The following is a 19,691-nucleotide window of genomic DNA, read 5'->3' on the forward strand; positions in this document are numbered from 1 at the left end:
GACTGTTGACTGTTGACTTAATTACAAATTATCCTGCAACCAAGCTATAGCATCTTCAATGTTACTTACTTGCTCCCCTGGGGGTGTAGGTGGACGTTTTACCATCACGACTTTTACACCTAGTTCTCGCGCCGCGATAATTTTGGCATAAGTGGCATCACCACCGCTATTTTTACTGACAATGGTATCGATTTTGTGCTGAATCAATATTTCTCGTTCATTATCTAAAGCAAAGGGGCCGCGATCGCACAATACCAAACCCTGCGGTATCAAGGTGTCAGGGCTAGGTGGATCAATTACTCGCATCAAAAACCAAATTGATTCTAACTCCGCAAAAGCACTGAGTTCTTGCCTCCCAACTGTTAAAAATACTCGCTGTGCTTGATTTGACAATGCTGTAGCGGCGGCGGCAATATCATCAACTTCAATCCAGCGATCGCCATTCACCTTTTCCCAAGCAGGGCGATTGAACAGCAGGCGGGGGATAGCAACTTCCGCTGTAGCCGCCGCCGCATTGAAGGAAATTTGGCTAGCAAAAGGATGGGTAGCATCAATCACGAAATCGATACTCATCTCACGTAAGTAGCTAACCAATCCCGCCACACCACCAAATCCCCCAATGCGCACATTACCAGCTGGGACTGAAGGTTGACGAGTACGACCGGCTAAAGATGCGATCGCCTCAATTCCTGGAATAGTAGCAACTCTAGCCGCTAGTTTGGCGGCATCTCCCGTTCCCCCCAAAATCAAAACGCGCTTCATAGCAATTTTGGATTAAAAGTAGCCATCATGAAAAAACTTCTGCTTACCCTCCTCGCTTGCGGAGAGAAGTCCGAGCGGAGGCTTCCTCCGTACACCGAAGGGGTTGCCGAAGGCATCGGAACTTCGGGGGAGGGGTTAGGGGTGGGGTCTTATTTCAACTCAGGTATCGGTGGAATTTTAGCTAAAACACCTTTCTTCAAAGCTTCTGGTCGTTCTGACCAAGGCAGTAAACCATCAGGCTTACTGTGGTATTGAGTAGCACAATCTAACACCGCAGATGCACTAGTATCACTAGCTAAATCACCAAACAAATATGTAATCTTACCCTGTGCGGCAAAAGCGACGACACAAGAACGGTTACAAGCACTCATGCATTCTACTTGTTGAATAGGGAATTGATCTCGTAACTCCCAATTTTCTGAGAGATCTTGCAGTTGTTTAAGTAATTTTTCGCCGCCACTTTCACCTAAACGTTTCCCATCTTGCCAAACACTGGCACAGGTTTTGCAAACGAATAGAGTATGGGATGATACACCAAAGTTACTAGTTGGAGAGTTATTGACAGCAGTCATTTGTACCTCGCAGGTGTGTGGAAAAAAATTTGGTGGGGCATAGGATGGGGGAAGGGGGACAAGGGAGATGAGGGAGTGTGGGCAGTGTGGGGAGTGTGGGGAGATGATGAAGACAAATGCCCAATGCCCAATGACAACTGTCTTAGTTTGTGAAATAAAATTTAGTAATTTTCCGCAATTTTCACCAGGACGATCGTATATATCATTGTTTAATCTTTAACTAGACTACGACAAAGCTTGTATAGTATTTTTTCCTATGGCTCCCAAACTTAAAAAGATTAGATTTCCACTGTGGCCTTATCTCAACCAGCCTTTGTTTAGCCGTGATAATAAATTGATATGGAATCCGCGTATTTTTGCTTCACTCTGGCGAATTAAACTTCTAGAACGGTGCTGGACGAAAGAATGTGATGCTAAGGGGCCTCAACAGCATTAGATGTCTATTATTAAGAGTGCAAACTAAGCCTCGTCTAAAGTACGAGGTTTTTTACCATCTAGTAACGCACTGACTGTCATATCTCCCATAACATTAATTGCTGTCCGGCAGCGATCTAAAAACCAATCGACTGTGACTAACAAAGCAATATACTGTGTGGGCAAGCCAACTGAAGTAAATACTAAGGTCATCGTTACTAGTCCCGCATTGGGAATACCTGCTGCGCCTACAGAGGCAAAAATCGAGGTGAGGACGACAATTAACTGTTGTCCTATATTTAAATGTTGTCCTAGGACTTGGGAAATATATAATGCAGACATCGCTTCATAAAGGGCTGTGCCATCGTTATTAAAGTTTGCCCCGACTAATGCGCCTAAAGAAGCTGAAGATTCTCTTAAACCGATTTTTGTTTGCAATATCTCAAAGGTAATCGGCATTGTGACTGTTGAGGAAGATGTGGAAAAAGCTGTCAGAAAGGCATCAGAACCACCAGCTAGAAATCTTAACGGGTTCACCCAAGAACCTAATTTTACCCTAGTCAGATAGTAGCAAGCTTGTAAGGCTAGGGCGACTAGCACCGCCACAATAAACGCCGCTAAGGATTGGAAGGGCGCAAAACCTTTTTCGGCAACTGTTTTAGCGACAATGCCAAAAACCGCTAAGGGGACTAAGGCGATTACCCAATTGAGGATGCGAATTACCGCCTCAAATAAAATGCCGATGACATCTTCAATTGGTTGGAATGCGGTTTTGCTTTGGGCGATTTGTTCTGATTTTAAGGCTCTGAGTACAATGCCAAAAGAAAGGGCGATCGCAATCAGTTGGATAACGTTATTATCTACTAGTGGCTTGAGGATGGCATCCGGTATAGCATCTTTTAATAAACTCCACGGATCGAGACTTTGAGTAGCTACCTCCGCGTCTGCTGGGGATACTGCTAAATTTCCCCAAGTACCTGGACGCAAAACGTTGGCTACCAGCAAACCGATGACAATTGCGACGGTGGTGTTTGTTAATAGTAGTACTGCTAATCGTCTGCCAGCAGTACCAGGAATATTGGTAGTCATGAAGGTGTGCAGCACTGCTACCAAAATTAAGGGTGTCGCTAGGGCGCGGAGGGCTTTGAGTACCAATTCTGCCGGAATTGCTAAGTTGGTGATGAAAGTGGCGTTTTCTGGGCTGGGATTTCCTGCACCAAGGGCTATTCCTAAACTGATAGCAAGCACTAAGGCGATCGCAATTTGTAATGTCAGAGGAATACGCAGCCACCAAGGAGGAGTTTTGGTTGTAAGCGTTGTAATGGTATCTGGTTCACTCATTGCTTAATGCGGGCTAATTGAACTGCTGTAATTATTTAAACATCACTTGCGGAAGTGAAATTTCCGTAAACGGGTTAATGTAAGATCCCGTTGCTTTGTTTGCAAAATCCTGCTCAAAGGGGTATGTCAGCAAAATGCCCCAAGAGCTATCGTTGGTTTGTGGTTGGAGATTGATATGTCTTTTGTTCCTTTGCATATTCACAGTGATTACAGCTTGCTTGATGGGGCTAGTCAGCTACCAGAGTTGGTGGATCAGGCGATCGCCTTGGGGATGAAAGCGATCGCCCTCACCGATCATGGTGTGATGTACGGTGCGGTAGAACTGATCAAAATTTGCCGCAGTAAAAACATTAAGCCGATTCTTGGCAATGAAATGTATATCATTAATGGTGATATTGAAAAGCAAGAACGCCGCCCCCGTTATCATCAAGTCGTTTTAGCGAAAAATACAAAAGGTTACAAAAATCTAGTTAAATTAACTACTATTTCCCATTTAAAAGGTGTACAAGGAAAAGGTATTTTTTCTCGTCCTTGCATCAATAAAGAATTATTAAAAGAATATCATGAAGGGTTGATAGTTACTAGTGCATGTTTGGGTGGAGAAATTCCCCAAGCAATTCTTAGCGGTAGACCAGATGCAGCGCGGAAAGTTGCTCAATGGTATAAAGATGTATTTGGCGATGACTATTATTTAGAAATTCAAGACCACGGTTCCCAGGAAGATAGAATTGTTAACGTTGAGATTATTAAAATTGCTCGTGAGTTAGGTATTAAATTTGTTGCCACTAATGATTCCCATTATATTTCTTGCTTTGATGTAGAAGCACATGACGCTTTGTTGTGTATTCAAACAGGGAAGCTAATTATTGAAGAAAATCGGATGCGTTATAGCGGCACAGAATATCTCAAATCTGCCGAAGAAATGAAGCTGCTATTTCGCGATCATTTACCCGATGATGTAATTGCCGAAGCTATAGCTACTACCGAAGAAGTAGCCGATAAAGTTGAGCCTTACCAAATTATGGGTGAGCCGCAAATTCCTACACCGCCGATTCCTTCAGGTCATACTGCTGATACTTATGCTGAAGAAGTTGCATGGCAAGGACTATTAGAAAGATTAAATCGCAAATCCCGTAATGAAGTCGATTCCACCTACAAAGAAAGGTTGGAATACGAACTCAAAATGATTCAACAAATGGGTTTTTCCAAATACTTTTTAGTTGTGTGGGATTACATCAAATTTGCTAGAGATAATAATATTCCTGTGGGGCCTGGGCGTGGTTCAGCGGCGGGTTCATTAGTTGCCTATGCAATGCGCATTACTAACATTGATCCGGTGCATCATGGGCTACTATTTGAGCGTTTCTTGAACCCAGAACGGAAATCCATGCCTGATATTGATACGGATTTCTGTATTGAACAGAGAGATAAAGTTATTGAATATGTAACTGAAAAATATGGTGCTGATAAAGTTGCCCAAATTATTACCTTTAACCGTCTAACTTCCAAAGCAGTATTAAAAGATGTTGCCAGAGTATTAAATATTCCCTATGGGGAAGCCGATAAAATGGCAAAATTAATTCCGGTGGTGCGGGGTAAACCAACTAAGTTAAAGGTGATGATTTCTGATGACACCCCAGAACCAGAATTTAAAGCCAAATATGATAATGAACCCCATGTGCGCCATTGGCTTGATATGGCGATGCGAATTGAAGGAACTAATAAAACCTTTGGTGTTCATGCAGCAGGTGTAGTGATTTCTGCTGATCCTCTGGATGAAATTGTCCCATTACAAAGAAATAATGATGGTTCCGTGATTACTCAATATTTCATGGAAGACTTGGAATCAATGGGATTGTTGAAAATGGACTTTCTTGGTTTACGGAACCTAACTTTGATTCAAAAGACTTTAGATTTAATTGAAGAAACTAAAGGTTATCGTGTTGACCCTGATGAAATTACAGGTCAAGAAAGAAAAGCACAGAAGATATTAGCTAAAGGGGAACATACTACTCTACCAAAAGATGTTAAAAAGGCTTATGAATTATTAGAAGCCGGAGAATTAGAAGGGGTATTTCAGTTAGAATCTTCGGGGATGAAGCAGATAGTCCGAGATTTAAAGCCATCTAATATCGAGGATATCTCTTCAATTTTAGCACTCTATCGACCAGGCCCATTAGATGCGGGGCTGATTCCGAAATTTATTAACCGCAAACATGGTCGAGAGGAAATTTCCTATGAAACTGAGATTTTAGAACCGATATTAAATGAAACCTATGGAATTATGGTCTATCAAGAGCAAATTATGAAAATTGCTCAAGATATGGCTGGATATTCTTTAGGACAAGCTGACTTACTGCGTCGGGCGATGGGGAAAAAGAAAGTTTCGGAGATGCAAAAGCAGCAGGAAAAGTTTATTGATGGTGCGACTAAAAATGGGGTGAAAAAGCAAGTAGCTGAACAGTTATTTGCGGATATGTTGAAGTTCGCCGAATATTGCTTGAGCTATGATACAGAAGTTTTGACAGTAGAATACGGCTTGATTCCGATTGGTGAAATTGTTGAGAAACAGTTGGAATGCAGAGTATATAGTATTGATGAACATGGTAATGTTTATACCCAACCTGTAGCACAGTGGCATAATCGCGGTCAACAAGAAGTATTTGAGTATTGTTTAGAAGATGGTTCGATAATTCGGGCGACAAAAGACCATAAATTTATGACTACAGATGGGGAAATGTTACCCATTGACGAAATTTTTGAACGCGGGTTAGATTTGCTACAGGTTCCGCGATTACCAATATAAGAACTAATACCAATGATTAATATTGGATGCTCAAAGTAAGAAAATGAGCGTTCTCATTTTCTTACTTTAGTTGCTACAAGCGAGGTATATCAATAATTTTGGGAGCCATTGTTGCACATCTCTATTGCTCGGTTGTGGTTTTTCTTACTTGCAAATACAGGTTTTTTAAACTATTGTTTCCTCCCTGCTGTCTTGGACAATTTTAATTGATGGGTGCAGTCTAATCCAAAGTTTTTGCTGTTCTGACAAGATAATCTCAAGCATTTCATCATCTTTTTCTTTAAGAACTCGTATATCTTTAACTCCTGTGGCGGCAAATTCATATAAACTATGCCCTTGGTACTTCAAAATAATTTGAATATCTTTATAGGCTGGATGAATTGCAAATGACAAAGCTAATTCTCCGTCTTCTACTAAATAAACTGAGTCATCATATACCCAAGGAATAGAAGGATCGGCTCTTTGAGGCTCTACCTCAAAAAATGATAAAAGTTCCCAATCTTCGGCGCTAATATATCTCATACAATGCTCAATCTATTCCGGGAACGTTTGTATATAATAATCTCCAATTTTACGTTACCCCTTACTAGCAGCTTCAAGCCAAAGCTTTTTCCATCTACCAGCCATTATCGCGCAAGGAAGTTGCTCATCATTGGCTGCTGAAACTACTATAAATAAAGCTTTGCAGCAAGGGAATCAAATTTTTCTTAATTAATTTTCTTACTTGCACCCAATTTTAGAGAATTGGTATGAAGTCTTGACTACGAAAGTTTTATGTCGTTTTGCTGATTCTCAGGTAACTGAAGAGTATAAATGATAGTAAGTAGTTAATTATACTCTTACTGGAGGATTTGTGATGGGCGATCGCTTAAAATACTTCTCATCTTTAGCTGTTATACTTCCCCTGCTGTGCTTATCTCCCTTTGTCCCTGTCATACCCTCTCCCCTGACAGCGCAAGCACAAACGCCTCAAGACCGTAAAGCTGAGGCTACAAGGCTTTATAACATAGGTTTAGAACAATTCGATCAAGGGCAGTATCCTGAAGCTTTAAAGTCTTATGAACAAGCTTTAGCAATTATTCGGGAAATTAAATATCGTCAGGGTGAAGCGGTAATTTTGAATGAGATGAGTGCTGTTTACCGCAAATTAGCACAGTATCCCAAAGCTATAGAAATTTTAGAACAAGCTTTAGTCATTGTCAAAGAAACAGGCGATCGCGCTGGTGAAGGGGCGATGATTAACAATATTGGGTTGATTTACCGCTTTGTAGGCGAGTATACCAAAGCCTTGGATTACTTTGAGCGATCGCTAGCTATTACTCAGGAAGTAGGTAACAAAGCACAGGAAGGCTCAATACTCAGCAATATGGCCTCAGTCTACAATAGCTTGGGACAGTATGATAAGGCTTTAAAGTTATTTCAGCAAGCTTTAGCTATTCACAAGGAAGTTGGTAATCAAGCTTCTCAAGCAGTAGTTTTTAATGATATGGGCACAACTTACCTTAACTTAGGCGAGTATACCAAAGCGTTGGACTTTTATCAGCAAGCTTTAGCGATTGACCGAGAACTTGGTCATAAAAGTGAGCAAGGAATAGATCTTAACAATATTGGCTTAGTTTATCAATACTGGGGGCAGTATCCCCAAGCCTTGGAATTTTATCAGCAAGCTTTAGCCATTAGTCAAAAAATTGGTGCGAAAGCGCAGCAAGGAACCACTCTCAATAATATGGGATTAATTTATGACAAATTAGCAGAGTATGGCAAAGCGTTGGAGTTTTATCAACAAGCCTTAGCCATTCGTCAACAAATTGGTGATAAAGCTGGCGAAGGGGTAACTCTTAACAATATTGGCGCTGTTTATCAAAACTTAGGACAATATGCTAAATCATTAGATTTCCTTCAGCAATCTTTAGCGATTAGTAAACAAATCGGTGACAAAGCTAGGGAAGGGGGAAATATTGCTAATATTGGGGAAATTTATCGCAACTTAGGACAATATCCCCAAGCGCTGCAATATTTTCAGCAAGCTTTAGCTATCCATCAGCAAATTGGTGACAAAGCTAGAGAAGGAACAACTCGTAATAATATTGGCGAAGCTTACCGGGAATTAAAAGAATATGAAAAAGCCAAGACTTACTTTCAGGAAGCTTTAGTCTTGCGTAAACAAATCGGTGACAAAGAAGGGGAAGGCCAGACTCTTAACAATATTGGAGAACTTCACCGCAATTTAGAAAAGTATGATATCGCCTTGAATTACTTTCAGCAATCTTTAGTTATTAATCAACAACTTGGTGACAAAGCTGCGGAAGCTGGAAATGTCAATAATATTGGCGAAGTTTACCGTAACTTAGGACAATATGTTAAAGCCTTAGAATACTTTCAGCAAGCTTTAGGTATTGTTCGCAAAATTGGTGACAAGGTAGGAGAAGGAAAAACTCTCAACAATATTGGCTTAATCTACATTCAAGCCAGTCAGTATCCTCAAGCTGAAAAAACTCTCTTTGCTGCTGTCAAAATTTGGGAATCTCTCCGCCCTGGATTGACTGATACTCAAAAAATCTCCTTCTTTGAAAGTCAATCTATCACGTATCGCTCCCTTATACAATCTCTGATTGCCCAGAATAAAATTAATTCTGCCCTAGAAGTTTCCGATCGCGCAAGAGCCAGGGCTTTTGTTGAGTTGTTAGCCTCAAAGCAATTAGAGAAGCCAAATGCGCAAATCAATGTTAAACCTTTAAACCTGCAACAAATTCAAAACCTTGCCAAACAGGAAAATGCTACTCTCGTTCAATACTCAACTTTGGAGGATAAATTACTTTTTATTTGGGTAGTAAAGCCTACAGGCGAAATTAAATTTGAGCAAATTAATCTGCAAAAATCTCTGAATTATACCCTAAAAAGTTTGGTGATTAAAGGTCGCAGAGCGATAGGTGTAAGAGGAAGAAGTATCTATGGGGAAGCTAGATCTGAGAATAACGAAAATCCCGGTGAAAAACAATCACAGTTAAAGAAACTCTATGAAATCCTAATTAAACCAATCGCTGAATATTTACCCACAAATCCTCAGTCCCGTGTCATCTTCATTCCTCAAGAATCGCTGTTTCTTGTACCATTCCCCGCACTACAAGACGATCAAGGTAAATATTTAATCGATAAACATACTATCCTAACTGTACCTGCAATTCAAGTTTTGGACTTAACTCGCAAGCAGAAACAAAACTTGAACCAGTCTGCAAAAGATGTGTTGATAGTTGGTAATCCTACCATGCCCAAGCTTCCTATTACCAATGAGCAATTAGAACCTCTACCAGGTGCGGAACAAGAAGCAATTCAAATTGCCAATTTATTCCAGACACAAGCAATTACAGGTAAAAAAGCTACCGAAACAGCGATGGTACAGAAGATGAAGCACGCCCAGATTGTTCACTTTGCAACCCACGGCTTACTAGATGATTTTAAAGGATTGGGTGTACCAGGTGCGATCGCTCTGGCTCCTAGTGGCAAAGACGACGGTTTGCTAACATCCGGCGAAATTCTCGACATGAAACTCAATGCCGAACTAGTTGTACTTAGTGCTTGTAACACCGGAGGTGGTAATATTACAGACGATGGCGTGATTGGCTTATCACGCTCTTTAATTACTGCCGGAGTCCCTAGTGTGATTGTCTCGCTTTGGTCTGTATCTGATGAATCTACTGCATTTTTGATGAGTGAGTTTTATCGCCATCTCCAACATAATTCTGATAAAGCAGTAGCATTACGACAAGCAATGCTAACTACCAGACAAAAGTATAGCAACCCTCTTGACTGGGCTGCATTTACTCTCATCGGTGAAGCCGAGTGAACATACAATACAGCTCTAATTATATATTAAGATTTATCAACGTATTTACAATTGTTATACTTTTAAGTAAGGCGCGATTCAAGTGAAATATGTAAAGTTTTGTAGAAGAGAAAGGGGAAAAGTTAAAGGGTAAAGGTTTTTCACTTTTCCCTTCTTAATATAGTTATGTTTATTTCCGTTTATTTATATGTAAAACTATAATTACTAAATCTCTGAGAAAAATATCATGAAACCCATCCTGAAATTAGCAATTTTAACTATTATGGGAGTTGCTATATATATCCAGAATGTCTCGGCTCAACCTAATACCAAGCCATCACCTGACTCGCGTATTAAAGATGTCCTCGATAAACTTGGTGCTAAATATGAAGTCATGGCTGATGGAGATTTTAAATTATTAGTAGAAACTGAAAATAAAAGGACTCAAGTAGTATTTATTGAGTCAAAAACTGAAAAATTAGGCAGCTTTGAAATTCGCTATATTTCATCTCCAGGTTATATATCAAAGGGAGCATTTTCGGCAGATATTGCCAACAAATTATTACAAAATAGTGCTTTGAATAAAATAGCTGCTTGGCAAATATTTACTAAAGACCAAACAAATATAGCTGTCTTTACAGCAAAAATAGCAGCAAATAGTGATGCCGAAACTATTAAAAATACTTTATTAGCTGTGGGATATGGTGCAGATGCTATTGAAAAAGAATTAACAACTAAGGATGAACTTTAAAATATTGGGCATTGGGCATTGGTCATTGGTCATTAGTTAAAAATCAAAGTTTATTAGTTTTTTGAAGTGGACTGTTGACTGTTGACGGTTTACGGTTGACTGTTGACTGTTGACCTTGGACTATTAACTCTGGAGTTTGGACTGGTGAAAATCCTAAAGTTTTATTAACATCAAGTTAGTAAGATGATGGATGGTGATGGTACAATCTCATGTAAAACGCGATCGCGTTTGGAATTGTGATTTATGAGCCATCCTGACTGCCTGACTATATTATTAATTGATGATTCGACTATAGATCGGATGGCATTGCGTCGTTTTTTGAAGCAGGATAACCGATATACCTATCGGATTTTAGAATTTCAGCGGGCAACGGAGGCAATGCAATGGTGTCAGCAGGAGATACCAGATGTGATTTTGGTGGATTTTTCCATGCCTGATGGGAATGGATTGGAGTTTGTTAGGCAATTGCGAGAACAGCAAAAAAATACCCATTCTGCTGTGATTGTGCTGACAGGACAAGGAGATGAAAGGATCGCTGTCCAGGCGATGAAAAGCGGCGCTCAAGATTATCTCGTCAAAGACAAGGTGACACCTGAAGTCCTGCAAGGGGCAATTTATCATGCAGTTGAACGGATGCACCTAAATCGGCAGTTAGAACAAAGCCGAGAACAACAACAACTAATTAATGCGATCGCTTTACGGATTCACCAGTCTCTCAACTTAGCAGAAATTCTCCGAGTCACAGCCACAGAAGTCCGTGAATTTCTGGTGACAGACCGGGTAATAGTGTATCAATTTAAACCGGATATGAGCGGCAATGTAGTTGCTGAGTCAGTTCTTCCCGGTTGGACAGTGGCTTTGGGTCAGCAAATTCAAGATACCTGTTTTCAACAGCAGCAAGCAGCAGCTGAATATCAGCAGGGAAAAAAACGGGCGATTGACGATATTTATCTTGCAGGCTTAAAAGACTGTCATTTACAGATGCTAGAACAGTTTGAAGTCAAAGCCAACTTGGTAGTACCGATTTTGCTTGCCGATCAGTTATGGGGATTATTAATTGCTCACCAATGTTCAGCATCTCGGAATTGGCAAGCAGTAGAACTAGAATTGTTAGAGCAACTGGCAGTGCAAATAGCGATCGCCATTCAGCAAGCAAGTGCCTATGAACAGTTACAAGCAGAACTGCTAGAAAGGCAACGAACAGAAGCTTACCTGCGAGAAAGCGAAGAACGGTTTCGGACTATAGCAGACACCGCGCCTGTCCTGATCTGGATCTCTGGACTTGACAAGCACTGTTATTATTTCAATAAAACCTGGCTAGACTTTACCGGACGTACTCTAGAACAAGAGCTAGGTAATGGTTGGGCACAAGGAGTGCATCCTGATGATTTTCAAAATTGTTTAGATAGCTATGTAAATGCCTTTGAGGCGCGCCAAAATTTCCAAATAGAATATCGTCTCCAACGTTTTGATGGGGAATATCGGTGGATTTTAGATACAGGAGTTCCGAGATTTACCCATACAGGTGAATTTCTCGGCTATATGGGTTCATGTATCGATATTACCGAGCGTATCCTTGCAGAACAAGCATTACAACAGCTAAATCATCAACTGGAAGATAGAGTAGAAGAACGCACAGCAGCTTTAAGGGAAAGTGAAGAACGTTGGCATTTGGCAGTGCGAGGGAGTAATGACGGGATTTGGGATTGGAATCTTAAAACCGATGAAATCTTTTTTTCCAGTCGTTGGCAACAAATGCGCGGCTTTGCTGAACATGAGATTAACTACAACGTAGAGCAATGGTTAAACCAAATTCATCCCGACGATCGCGATCGCGTTTTAACAGCTCTTGGCGATCATTTGGCACTTAAGTCACCTTTTTTCTGTGAAGAATACCGATTTAAGTGCAAAGACGGATCATATATATGGGTGCTGGATCGCGGACAAGGATTGTGGGATGAAACAGGTAAAGCAATTCGCATCGCAGGTTCAGGAACAGATATTAGCGATCGCAAAACAGCAGAAGCCCATCTGTTGAGCATCACTAGACTGCAACAAGCTATTTTGGCATCTAGCGATTATGGCATCATTTCCATAACTCTAGAAGGAATTATTCAAACTTTCAATCCGGCGGCGCAAAAAATGTTGGGCTATACAGCAGATGAGGTAGTTGGTAAGCTAACTCCGATGATATTTCACGCAGAGCAAGAACTCCAGCAGCGAGCCGCCGCACTTTCATGGCAACTGGGAAGAGAAATTACCCCAGATTTAGAATTTTTTATGGCGATCAGCCAACACAAACAAAACTATGAACAGGAGTGGACTTTTATCCGCAAGGATGGCTCTCGCTTTCCGGTGCTGCTGTCGATTACACCTCTGCGTGATGCCAAAGGGCAATTGATGGGACTGCTGGGTATTACCAAAGACATTACCCAGCAAAAACAAATGGAAGCGCAATTGCGCACAAATGCCGCTCACCTCACTGTTGCTCAACGGATTGCCAATTTGGGCAGCTGGGAATTTGACTTTCAAACGCAAAAAATTACCTGGTCAGAAGAGGTATTTCGGATTTATAGACGCGATCCGGCCGCTGGCGCACCCAGCTACGAAGAGTTTCGCCAGATAATGCATCCAGAAGATCGGATTGTTCACGATCTATTAGTGCAGCAAACGCTCAAATACGGACTGTCTTATAAAGAGGAATATCGCTCATATCGCACAGATGGGACGATAATTCATTTATTATCACGGGGAGAAGTGATATTTGATGAAAATGGCAGACCTAGCAGCTTAATCGGCACTGTCATGGATATTACCGAACGCAAACAAGCGGAAATAGCCCTGCGCGTTAGCCAAGAAAGGTTACAGTTAGCCTTAGAGGGGTCTGGCGATGGGCTGTGGGACTGGAATATCGCCACGGGAGAACTATATTTAAGTCCTCATTGGCTGAAAATGTTGGGCTATGGCGAAAACGAGCTAGCCTATGATGTAAGTACTTGGGAATCACTGATTCATCCAGAGGACAGACCTTGGGTGATGGAGCTGCTCAACGCCCATCTGCAAAACATCAATGCACCTTATGCCTTCGACTATCGGATGCTGACAAAATTCGGTGAATGGAAATGGATTGCCAATTATGGCAAAGTTGTGGCTCGCGATCAAAATGGCGCTCCGGTGCGGATGGTAGGAACCCACAAAGATATTAGCGATCGCAAACAAACCGAAGCCCGGTTATTAGCTATTTCGAGTTTGCAACAAGCAATTTTAGATGCTACAGATTATTCGATTATTTCTACTGATTCCCAAGGCATTATTCAAACCTTCAATGCAGGTGCCGAAAAAATGTTTGGCTATCGCGCAGATGAGGTGGTGGGTTTGACGACTCCCAGCGATGTGCTACACGACCAAGCAGAAATCGAGCAACAAGCAGCAGCACTTTCGTTGAAACTAGGCAGAGAAATTGCACCAGGGTTAGAATTTTTTACTGTGATCACCCAACAGGAAAAAACCTATGAGGAGGAATGGACTTACATCCGCAAAGATGGCTCTCGGTTCCCTGTAATGTTGACTGTGACAGCTCTTTCCAACAATCAAAGAGAAACGATTGGATTTTTGGGTGTTGCTAAAGATATTACCCAGCAAAAACAGATGGCAGCGCAAATCCGTAAAAGTGCAGCTCACTTGGCTACCGCCCAGAGAATTGCTAATTTAGGTAGTTGGGAATTTGATTTACAAACCAAAGCAATTGTTTGGTCACAAGAGGTGTATCGCATTTTTGGCCGCGATCCAGAATCTGGTATACCAACCTACGAAGAAATGCAAAAGTATATTCATCCAGAAGATCGCGAGCATCGCAATTCTGTGCTTGAGCAAGCGATCGCTCTTGGGCAATCCTATGAAATAGAGAGCCGTTTTTATCGTCAGGATGGCAGTTTGTGCTGTTTACTGTCCCGGGGTGAAGTCATCTTGGATGCTCATGGCAACCCCAAACAGTTGATTGGCACTATTTTAGACATTACCGAACGCAAACAATTTGAGCAACAGCTGCGTAGTTTGTCCGATCACTTGACCTTAGCACTACAATCAGGCGCGATCGGTACTTGGAACTGGGATCTACACCACAACGTCTACTGGGATGAGCGGATGTATGAACTGTATGAAATGCAAAAATCTGATGCTCCACTATTATATCAGGATTGGCTAAATTTACTTCATCCAGATGATGTGGCTCCAGTCGAAGCTAGTATTCAAGCTACTGTGAGGGGTGAAAAGGAATTAAGCATAGAATTTCGCGCTATTCATCCAGATGGCAGCATCCATTTTATTAAAGCTGCGGCGCTAATTCAAAGCGATGAACAGGGTGAACCCATACGGATGGTGGGTATTAATTATGATATTACCGAACGCAAAAAGATAGAACAAGCCCTGCGGGAAAGCGAACGCCGCTATGCAACTTTAGCAGAAGCTTCACCAGTGGCGATTTTCCGCTTTGATATTCATGGTAACTGTGTTTATGTCAATGATCGCTGGTGCGAAATGACAGGTAGACCAATAACAGCAGCAATGGGCATGGGATGGGTAGATACCTTGCACTCAGAAGACCGCGATCGCCTGCTCAACGCCTGGTCTCAAGCATGTGCGCAACAAGTAGTGTACCAAAACGAAGGCAGATGTCTGCGCCCAGATGGTAGCATCATCTGGTTCTACATCCAGTCTTTACCAGAAACCGACCCCAACAACAATATTATTGGTTATATCGGTACACTCACGGATATTACTAGTCGCAAAATTGCCGAAGAAGAACTAGTGCGGCAAAAGAAATTGCGGGAGGTAATTTTTAATGAATCTACCGATGCCCTGTTTCTAGTTGATTCGCAAACGCTGCTGAACTTGGATTGTAATCAGCGGGCAGTAGAACTGTTTGAGGTAGCTAACAAAGCTGAACTCATTGGCATTCAAGGACAGTTACTCCAACGCCATCAATTCTCCGCTGAGGAAATAGCAGCGGTAATAGCACAAATGCAGTCAAAAGGTTTTTGGAGCGGAGAAATTGAATATGTGACTCGTCAAGGCAACTTTTTCTGGGGGAATATTGCCGCCAAGCCCATTAACGTAGCTGGACGTCATCTTAATTTAGTGCGGATTACAGATATTAGCGATCGCAAACAAGCCGAAGAAGTACTAGCCACATATACCCGCGAGCTTGCAGATCTTTACAACAATGCTCCCTGTGGCTACCATTCTCTCGACGCTGAAGGCCGATTTGTCAATATCAATGATACGGAATTACAATTGCTGGGCTACACCTATGAAGAAATAATTGGCAAACACTTTATTGAGTTTGTGACAGAAAAAAGTCGCTCGATTTTTTGGCAGAACTATCCAAAGTTCAAAAAACGTGGTTGGGTGAAAGACCTAGAGTTTGAGATGGTTTGTAAAGATGGCACGATTTTACCAGTGCTGCTGAATGCAACTGCTGTCAAACTCGACGATGGTACGTATTTATTTAGCCGTTCCAGCATGTTTGATATGCGCGATCGCAAACTTGCTGAAGAAGCAATCATGAAATATGCCCGTGAGGTTGAAGATCTATACAACAAAGCTCCCTGCGGCTACCATTCTCTTGATAGCCAAGGCTGCTTCATCAAGGTAAATGAGACTGAACTGCAATTGTTGGGCTATAGCCGTCAGGAAATCCTTGGTCAACCGATGGAAAATTTCTTCACTGAAGCTAGTCGTTTAGCTTTTGTGCAAAACTATTCTGCCTTCAAAGAAAGGGGCTGGGCGAAAGACCTAGAGTATGACATGGTTTGTAAAGATGGCAAAATTTTACCAGTGCTGATCAGTGCTACTGCTGTCAAGGATGCAGATGGAAACTATCTATATAGCCGAGCAAATTTATTTGATATTAGCGATCGCAAACAAGCTGAACAAAAACTAGAAGAATCACGCACAATGTTGCGATTGATACTTGATACAATTCCCCAACGTGTTTTCTGGAAAGATTGTGAGTTGCGTTATTTGGGTTGTAACCCTGCGTTTGGCAATGATTATCAACTGACTCCAGATGAAATTATTGGCAAAAGCGATTTAGAGTTACCTTGCTCAAAGTGGGCACACCTCTACCGTGCAGATGATGCTGTGGTGATCAACACAAGAACCCCCAAACTTGGTTATGAAGAGCCAGCAAACAATTTTAACGGTGAGCAAATATGGCTGCGAACTAGCAAAGTTCCCTTAACTAACAGCGTAGGTGAGGTAATTGGCATTTTGGGGTCTTATGAAGATATCACCGATCGCAAGCAAGCTGAAGAACAACTGCGACAAACAAATGAACAGCTAGCTCGCGCCACTCGCCTCAAAGATGAATTCCTCGCCAACATGAGCCATGAACTGCGCACACCGCTAAATGCCATACTGGGTATGTCAGAAGGTTTCCTAGAAGGTGTGTTTGGTTCCATAAATCAACGCCAAGCAAAAGCGATCGCCACTATCGAACGTAGTGGCAAACATCTGCTAGAACTGATTAATGACATTTTGGATTTATCCAAAATCGAATCTGGCAAAATGGAATTGCAACTGAGTGATGTTTCCGTCAGCAGTCTCTGCGATGCCAGCCTCGCTTTCATTAAACAGATGGCATTGAAGAAAAACATTAGTCTCAGTACCAGTATTGCCAAAAATATTGGTTACATTCAAGTAGATGATCGCCGCTTACGTCAAGTGCTGATCAACTTGCTCAGTAATGCCGTTAAATTCACTTCCGATGGCGGTTCAGTCATTTTAGAAGTAAAGTTGGAAACAGCCGGGGAAGTAATAAGCAACCCACGATTATACAACACTTCCTGGAAATCGTCAGCACCCGAACCCAATTCTCCTGAAATTCCTGATCTTTGTTTCCGTGTCATTGATACTGGTATTGGGATTGCTCCAGAAAACATCGACAAGCTATTTCAACCTTTTGTCCAGCTTGATAGCAGCCTCAACCGCCAATATTCTGGCACAGGGTTAGGTTTGGCACTAGTACAGCGGATTGCTAGCTTGCATGGCGGAACAGTTTCCGTTAGCAGTGAAGTAGGTAGAGGTAGCTGTTTCACCGTCCGCATTCCCTACAAAAAAGCAATTAATTCTCCCACTACCCAAGTAATAGCTCCATTGCCTAGCTGTCGCTTACTTGGGGTTAATGCCCCAGTTTTGATTATCGAAGATTCTGTTCCGGCGGCTGAACAAATTACTCGCTACCTCCAGGAAATGGACATGCAACCCATCGTTTATTCCCAAGGTGAAGGAGTCATCGATGAAGTGTTGCGAGTTCAGCCTGTTATAATCTTTTTGGATATCCAACTGCCTAAACTCTCAGGCTGGGACGTACTCACTCAACTCAAAGCCAACCCGAAAACTAAAGAAATTCCCGTCATTATCATTTCCGTAGTGGACGAGCGTACCACAGGAATTGTTAATGGTGCTTGTGAATATTTAGTCAAACCTATTACTCGTCCCCAGTTTCAGGCAACTCTAGAAAAAGTACAATATCTTACTCATCCCAGCTTATCTGCGGGGATGGAAGTACAGCTACCTGATGTTAAAACTCCTTTGATTTTGCTAGCAGAAGATAATCAAGCAAACATTGATACGATGTCCGGCTACCTTGAAAGTCGAGGATACCGTCTGGTGTTAGCAAAAAATGGGCAACAAGCCATTGATTTTGCCAAATCTCAACGCCCTGACTTAATTGTGATGGACATTCAAATGCCTGTGATGGACGGACTAGAAGCGATGCGAGGCATCCGTGAAAACCCGCAATTAATTAATGTGCCAATTATTGCACTGACAGCCCTAGCAATGTCAGGCGATCGCGAAATTTGTTTGGCTGCGGGAGCTAACGAATATATAACCAAACCTGTAAAACTTAAACAATTAGCAATTACAATTCAACAACTTTTAGCCAAATAGCGATAATTCTCCATGTACAATCAACCCTCTATTTTGGTCATTGATGATGAACCGGATAACTTCGATGTTGTTGAAACATTGCTAGATGGAGAAAACTATCGTCTATACTACGCTCCTAGCGGTAAACAAGCCCTCGATCGCCTGAGTAGCTTTCAGCCTGATGTCATTTTACTTGATGTCATGATGCCCGATCTCGATGGGATGGAAGTATGTCGGCGCATTAAAGCAGATCCCCAATGGCGGGTAGTACCAATTATTATTGTGACTGCATTAACCACTAAAGAAGATTTGGCCCAATGTTTAGCCACAGGTGCAGATGACTTTATCAGTAAGCCCGTTAACGGTGTGGAATTAAGAGCTAGAGTTAATTCCATGTTGCGGATTAAGCAGCAATACGACAATCTGCAAACCTTGCTGAAACTGCGAGAAGATATGGTCAACATGATTGTGCATGACTTGCGAAATCCGCTGGCGAGTATTGTTCTCGCAACGGAAATTCTGCAACTTCCGGAAATAAAACCAGAAAAACAACAACGAAAGCTCGATCAAATTGGCATCGCCGTTCAACAACTCCAATCTTTAATTGATAACTTATTGCTGATGGCAAAGTTAGAATCTGACACAATGATTCTCAACTACACAGAAGTAGACCTTGGACAAATTTGTCTGTCAGCTGTCACAGATGTTGAAGCGATCGCGACTCAAAAGGATCTCACATTAGTTAGTCAATTACCTCAATTAAGCAGAATAATTAAAGTAGACGCAGCCATCTTCCGGCGTGTGCTGGATAATTTGCTTTCCAATGCAATTAAATTCTCACCATCACACTCTCAAGTCATCCTCAAAGCAGAATATTTAGATGCAGGAATTATTAAAGTCCAAGTTTGTGATTTTGGTCGTGGAGTTCCCTCCCACCTCCGCCAAAAAATTTTTGAGAAGTATGAAATTGGAACTGTACTGCAAGAAGTTTCGCAAATTGGTTTAGGATTAGCTTTTTGTAAAATGGCGATTGAGGCTCATGATGGTACTATTAATGTCGAGGAAAATTCTCCCCAAGGTAGCATTTTTACAGTACTATTGAAAGATTTAGTATAGTTGTTGTAGATTTTTTTTAGTAACAAAGCACCATCAAAAATGCAAGATAAGGTATCGTACCCTCAGAATTAGTGGAACAAACTAAGTTATTACACCTTTAAATTACACAATTATTCATGAGGTGAGTTGACTGCTGAGAGTTAACACTCAACAGTCAGCAGTCAGCAGTCAACA

Annotated in this window: 9 protein-coding genes; 5 read left to right on the forward strand and 4 right to left on the reverse strand. The window is 41.6% G+C overall.

Features of this window, described 5'->3' with window-relative positions:
* Nucleotides 1-21: 21 nt before the first annotated feature.
* The 3 genes from AACU32_RS34260 to AACU32_RS34270 all read right to left on the reverse strand — a co-directional run bounded on the left by AACU32_RS34260 (nucleotide 22) and on the right by AACU32_RS34270 (nucleotide 3,089).
* Nucleotides 22-762, reverse strand: coding sequence for a cobalt-precorrin-6A reductase (locus AACU32_RS34260; RefSeq protein WP_096606590.1), 741 nt, complete (start codon nucleotides 760-762; stop codon nucleotides 22-24).
* Nucleotides 763-911: 149 nt separating this feature from the next.
* Nucleotides 912-1,334: a DUF1636 family protein gene (locus tag AACU32_RS34265; RefSeq protein ID WP_096606592.1), complete on the reverse strand. Its 423-nt coding sequence runs from the start codon at nucleotides 1,332-1,334 to the stop codon at nucleotides 912-914.
* A 459-nt stretch (nucleotides 1,335-1,793) separates the two neighbouring features.
* Nucleotides 1,794-3,089 (reverse strand): dicarboxylate/amino acid:cation symporter, encoded by a 1,296-nt coding sequence (locus tag AACU32_RS34270; protein WP_096606596.1) that lies wholly within the window; start codon nucleotides 3,087-3,089, stop codon nucleotides 1,794-1,796.
* Nucleotides 3,090-3,264: 175 nt separating this feature from the next.
* On the opposite strand from AACU32_RS34270, the gene AACU32_RS34275 reads away from it, so the two are divergent.
* A complete protein-coding gene (locus AACU32_RS34275; RefSeq protein ID WP_096606598.1) occupies nucleotides 3,265-5,895 on the forward strand; it encodes a DNA polymerase III subunit alpha in 2,631 nt (876 codons plus the stop codon).
* Nucleotides 5,896-6,060: 165 nt separating this feature from the next.
* On the opposite strand, the gene AACU32_RS34280 is transcribed toward AACU32_RS34275, so the two are convergent.
* The gene (locus AACU32_RS34280) at nucleotides 6,061-6,417 is read right to left on the reverse strand and encodes a hypothetical protein (protein WP_096606600.1); all 357 of its coding nucleotides are present in this window, start codon (nucleotides 6,415-6,417) and stop codon (nucleotides 6,061-6,063) included.
* 334 nt (nucleotides 6,418-6,751) lie between these two features.
* Here AACU32_RS34280 and AACU32_RS34285 point away from each other — a divergent pair, with 334 nt between their 5' ends.
* The 4 genes from AACU32_RS34285 (at nucleotide 6,752) to AACU32_RS34300 (ending at nucleotide 19,517) form a co-directional block, all read left to right on the forward strand.
* The gene (locus AACU32_RS34285) at nucleotides 6,752-9,739 is read left to right on the forward strand and encodes a CHAT domain-containing protein (protein ID WP_096606602.1); all 2,988 of its coding nucleotides are present in this window, start codon (nucleotides 6,752-6,754) and stop codon (nucleotides 9,737-9,739) included.
* A gap of 226 nt (nucleotides 9,740-9,965) precedes the next feature.
* Nucleotides 9,966-10,469, forward strand: coding sequence for a hypothetical protein (locus AACU32_RS34290; RefSeq protein WP_096606604.1), 504 nt, complete (start codon nucleotides 9,966-9,968; stop codon nucleotides 10,467-10,469).
* Between the two features lie 243 nt (nucleotides 10,470-10,712).
* A complete protein-coding gene (locus tag AACU32_RS34295; RefSeq protein WP_096606606.1) occupies nucleotides 10,713-18,422 on the forward strand; it encodes a PAS domain S-box protein in 7,710 nt (2,569 codons plus the stop codon).
* Nucleotides 18,423-18,434: 12 nt separating this feature from the next.
* Nucleotides 18,435-19,517 (forward strand): hybrid sensor histidine kinase/response regulator, encoded by a 1,083-nt coding sequence (locus AACU32_RS34300; RefSeq protein WP_096606608.1) that lies wholly within the window; start codon nucleotides 18,435-18,437, stop codon nucleotides 19,515-19,517.
* Nucleotides 19,518-19,691 lie beyond the last annotated feature (174 nt).

Source organism: Calothrix sp. NIES-2100, assembly GCF_963875285.1.
In the GTDB taxonomy this organism is placed as follows: Bacteria; Cyanobacteriota; Cyanobacteriia; order Cyanobacteriales; family Nostocaceae; genus Aulosira.

Excerpts from the sequence above, each read along its gene's own strand:
- AACU32_RS34260 (WP_096606590.1), bottom strand. The coding sequence starts at position 762 with ATGAAGCGCGTTTTGATTTTGGGGGGAACGGGAGATGCCGCCAAACTA.
- AACU32_RS34275 (WP_096606598.1), top strand. The coding sequence starts at position 3,265 with ATGTCTTTTGTTCCTTTGCATATTCACAGTGATTACAGCTTGCTTGAT.
- AACU32_RS34285 (WP_096606602.1), top strand. The coding sequence starts at position 6,752 with ATGGGCGATCGCTTAAAATACTTCTCATCTTTAGCTGTTATACTTCCC.
- AACU32_RS34300 (WP_096606608.1), top strand. The coding sequence starts at position 18,435 with ATGTACAATCAACCCTCTATTTTGGTCATTGATGATGAACCGGATAAC.
- AACU32_RS34265 (WP_096606592.1), bottom strand. The coding sequence starts at position 1,334 with ATGACTGCTGTCAATAACTCTCCAACTAGTAACTTTGGTGTATCATCC.
- AACU32_RS34295 (WP_096606606.1), top strand. The coding sequence starts at position 10,713 with ATGAGCCATCCTGACTGCCTGACTATATTATTAATTGATGATTCGACT.
- AACU32_RS34270 (WP_096606596.1), bottom strand. The coding sequence starts at position 3,089 with ATGAGTGAACCAGATACCATTACAACGCTTACAACCAAAACTCCTCCT.
- AACU32_RS34280 (WP_096606600.1), bottom strand. The coding sequence starts at position 6,417 with ATGAGATATATTAGCGCCGAAGATTGGGAACTTTTATCATTTTTTGAG.
- AACU32_RS34290 (WP_096606604.1), top strand. The coding sequence starts at position 9,966 with ATGAAACCCATCCTGAAATTAGCAATTTTAACTATTATGGGAGTTGCT.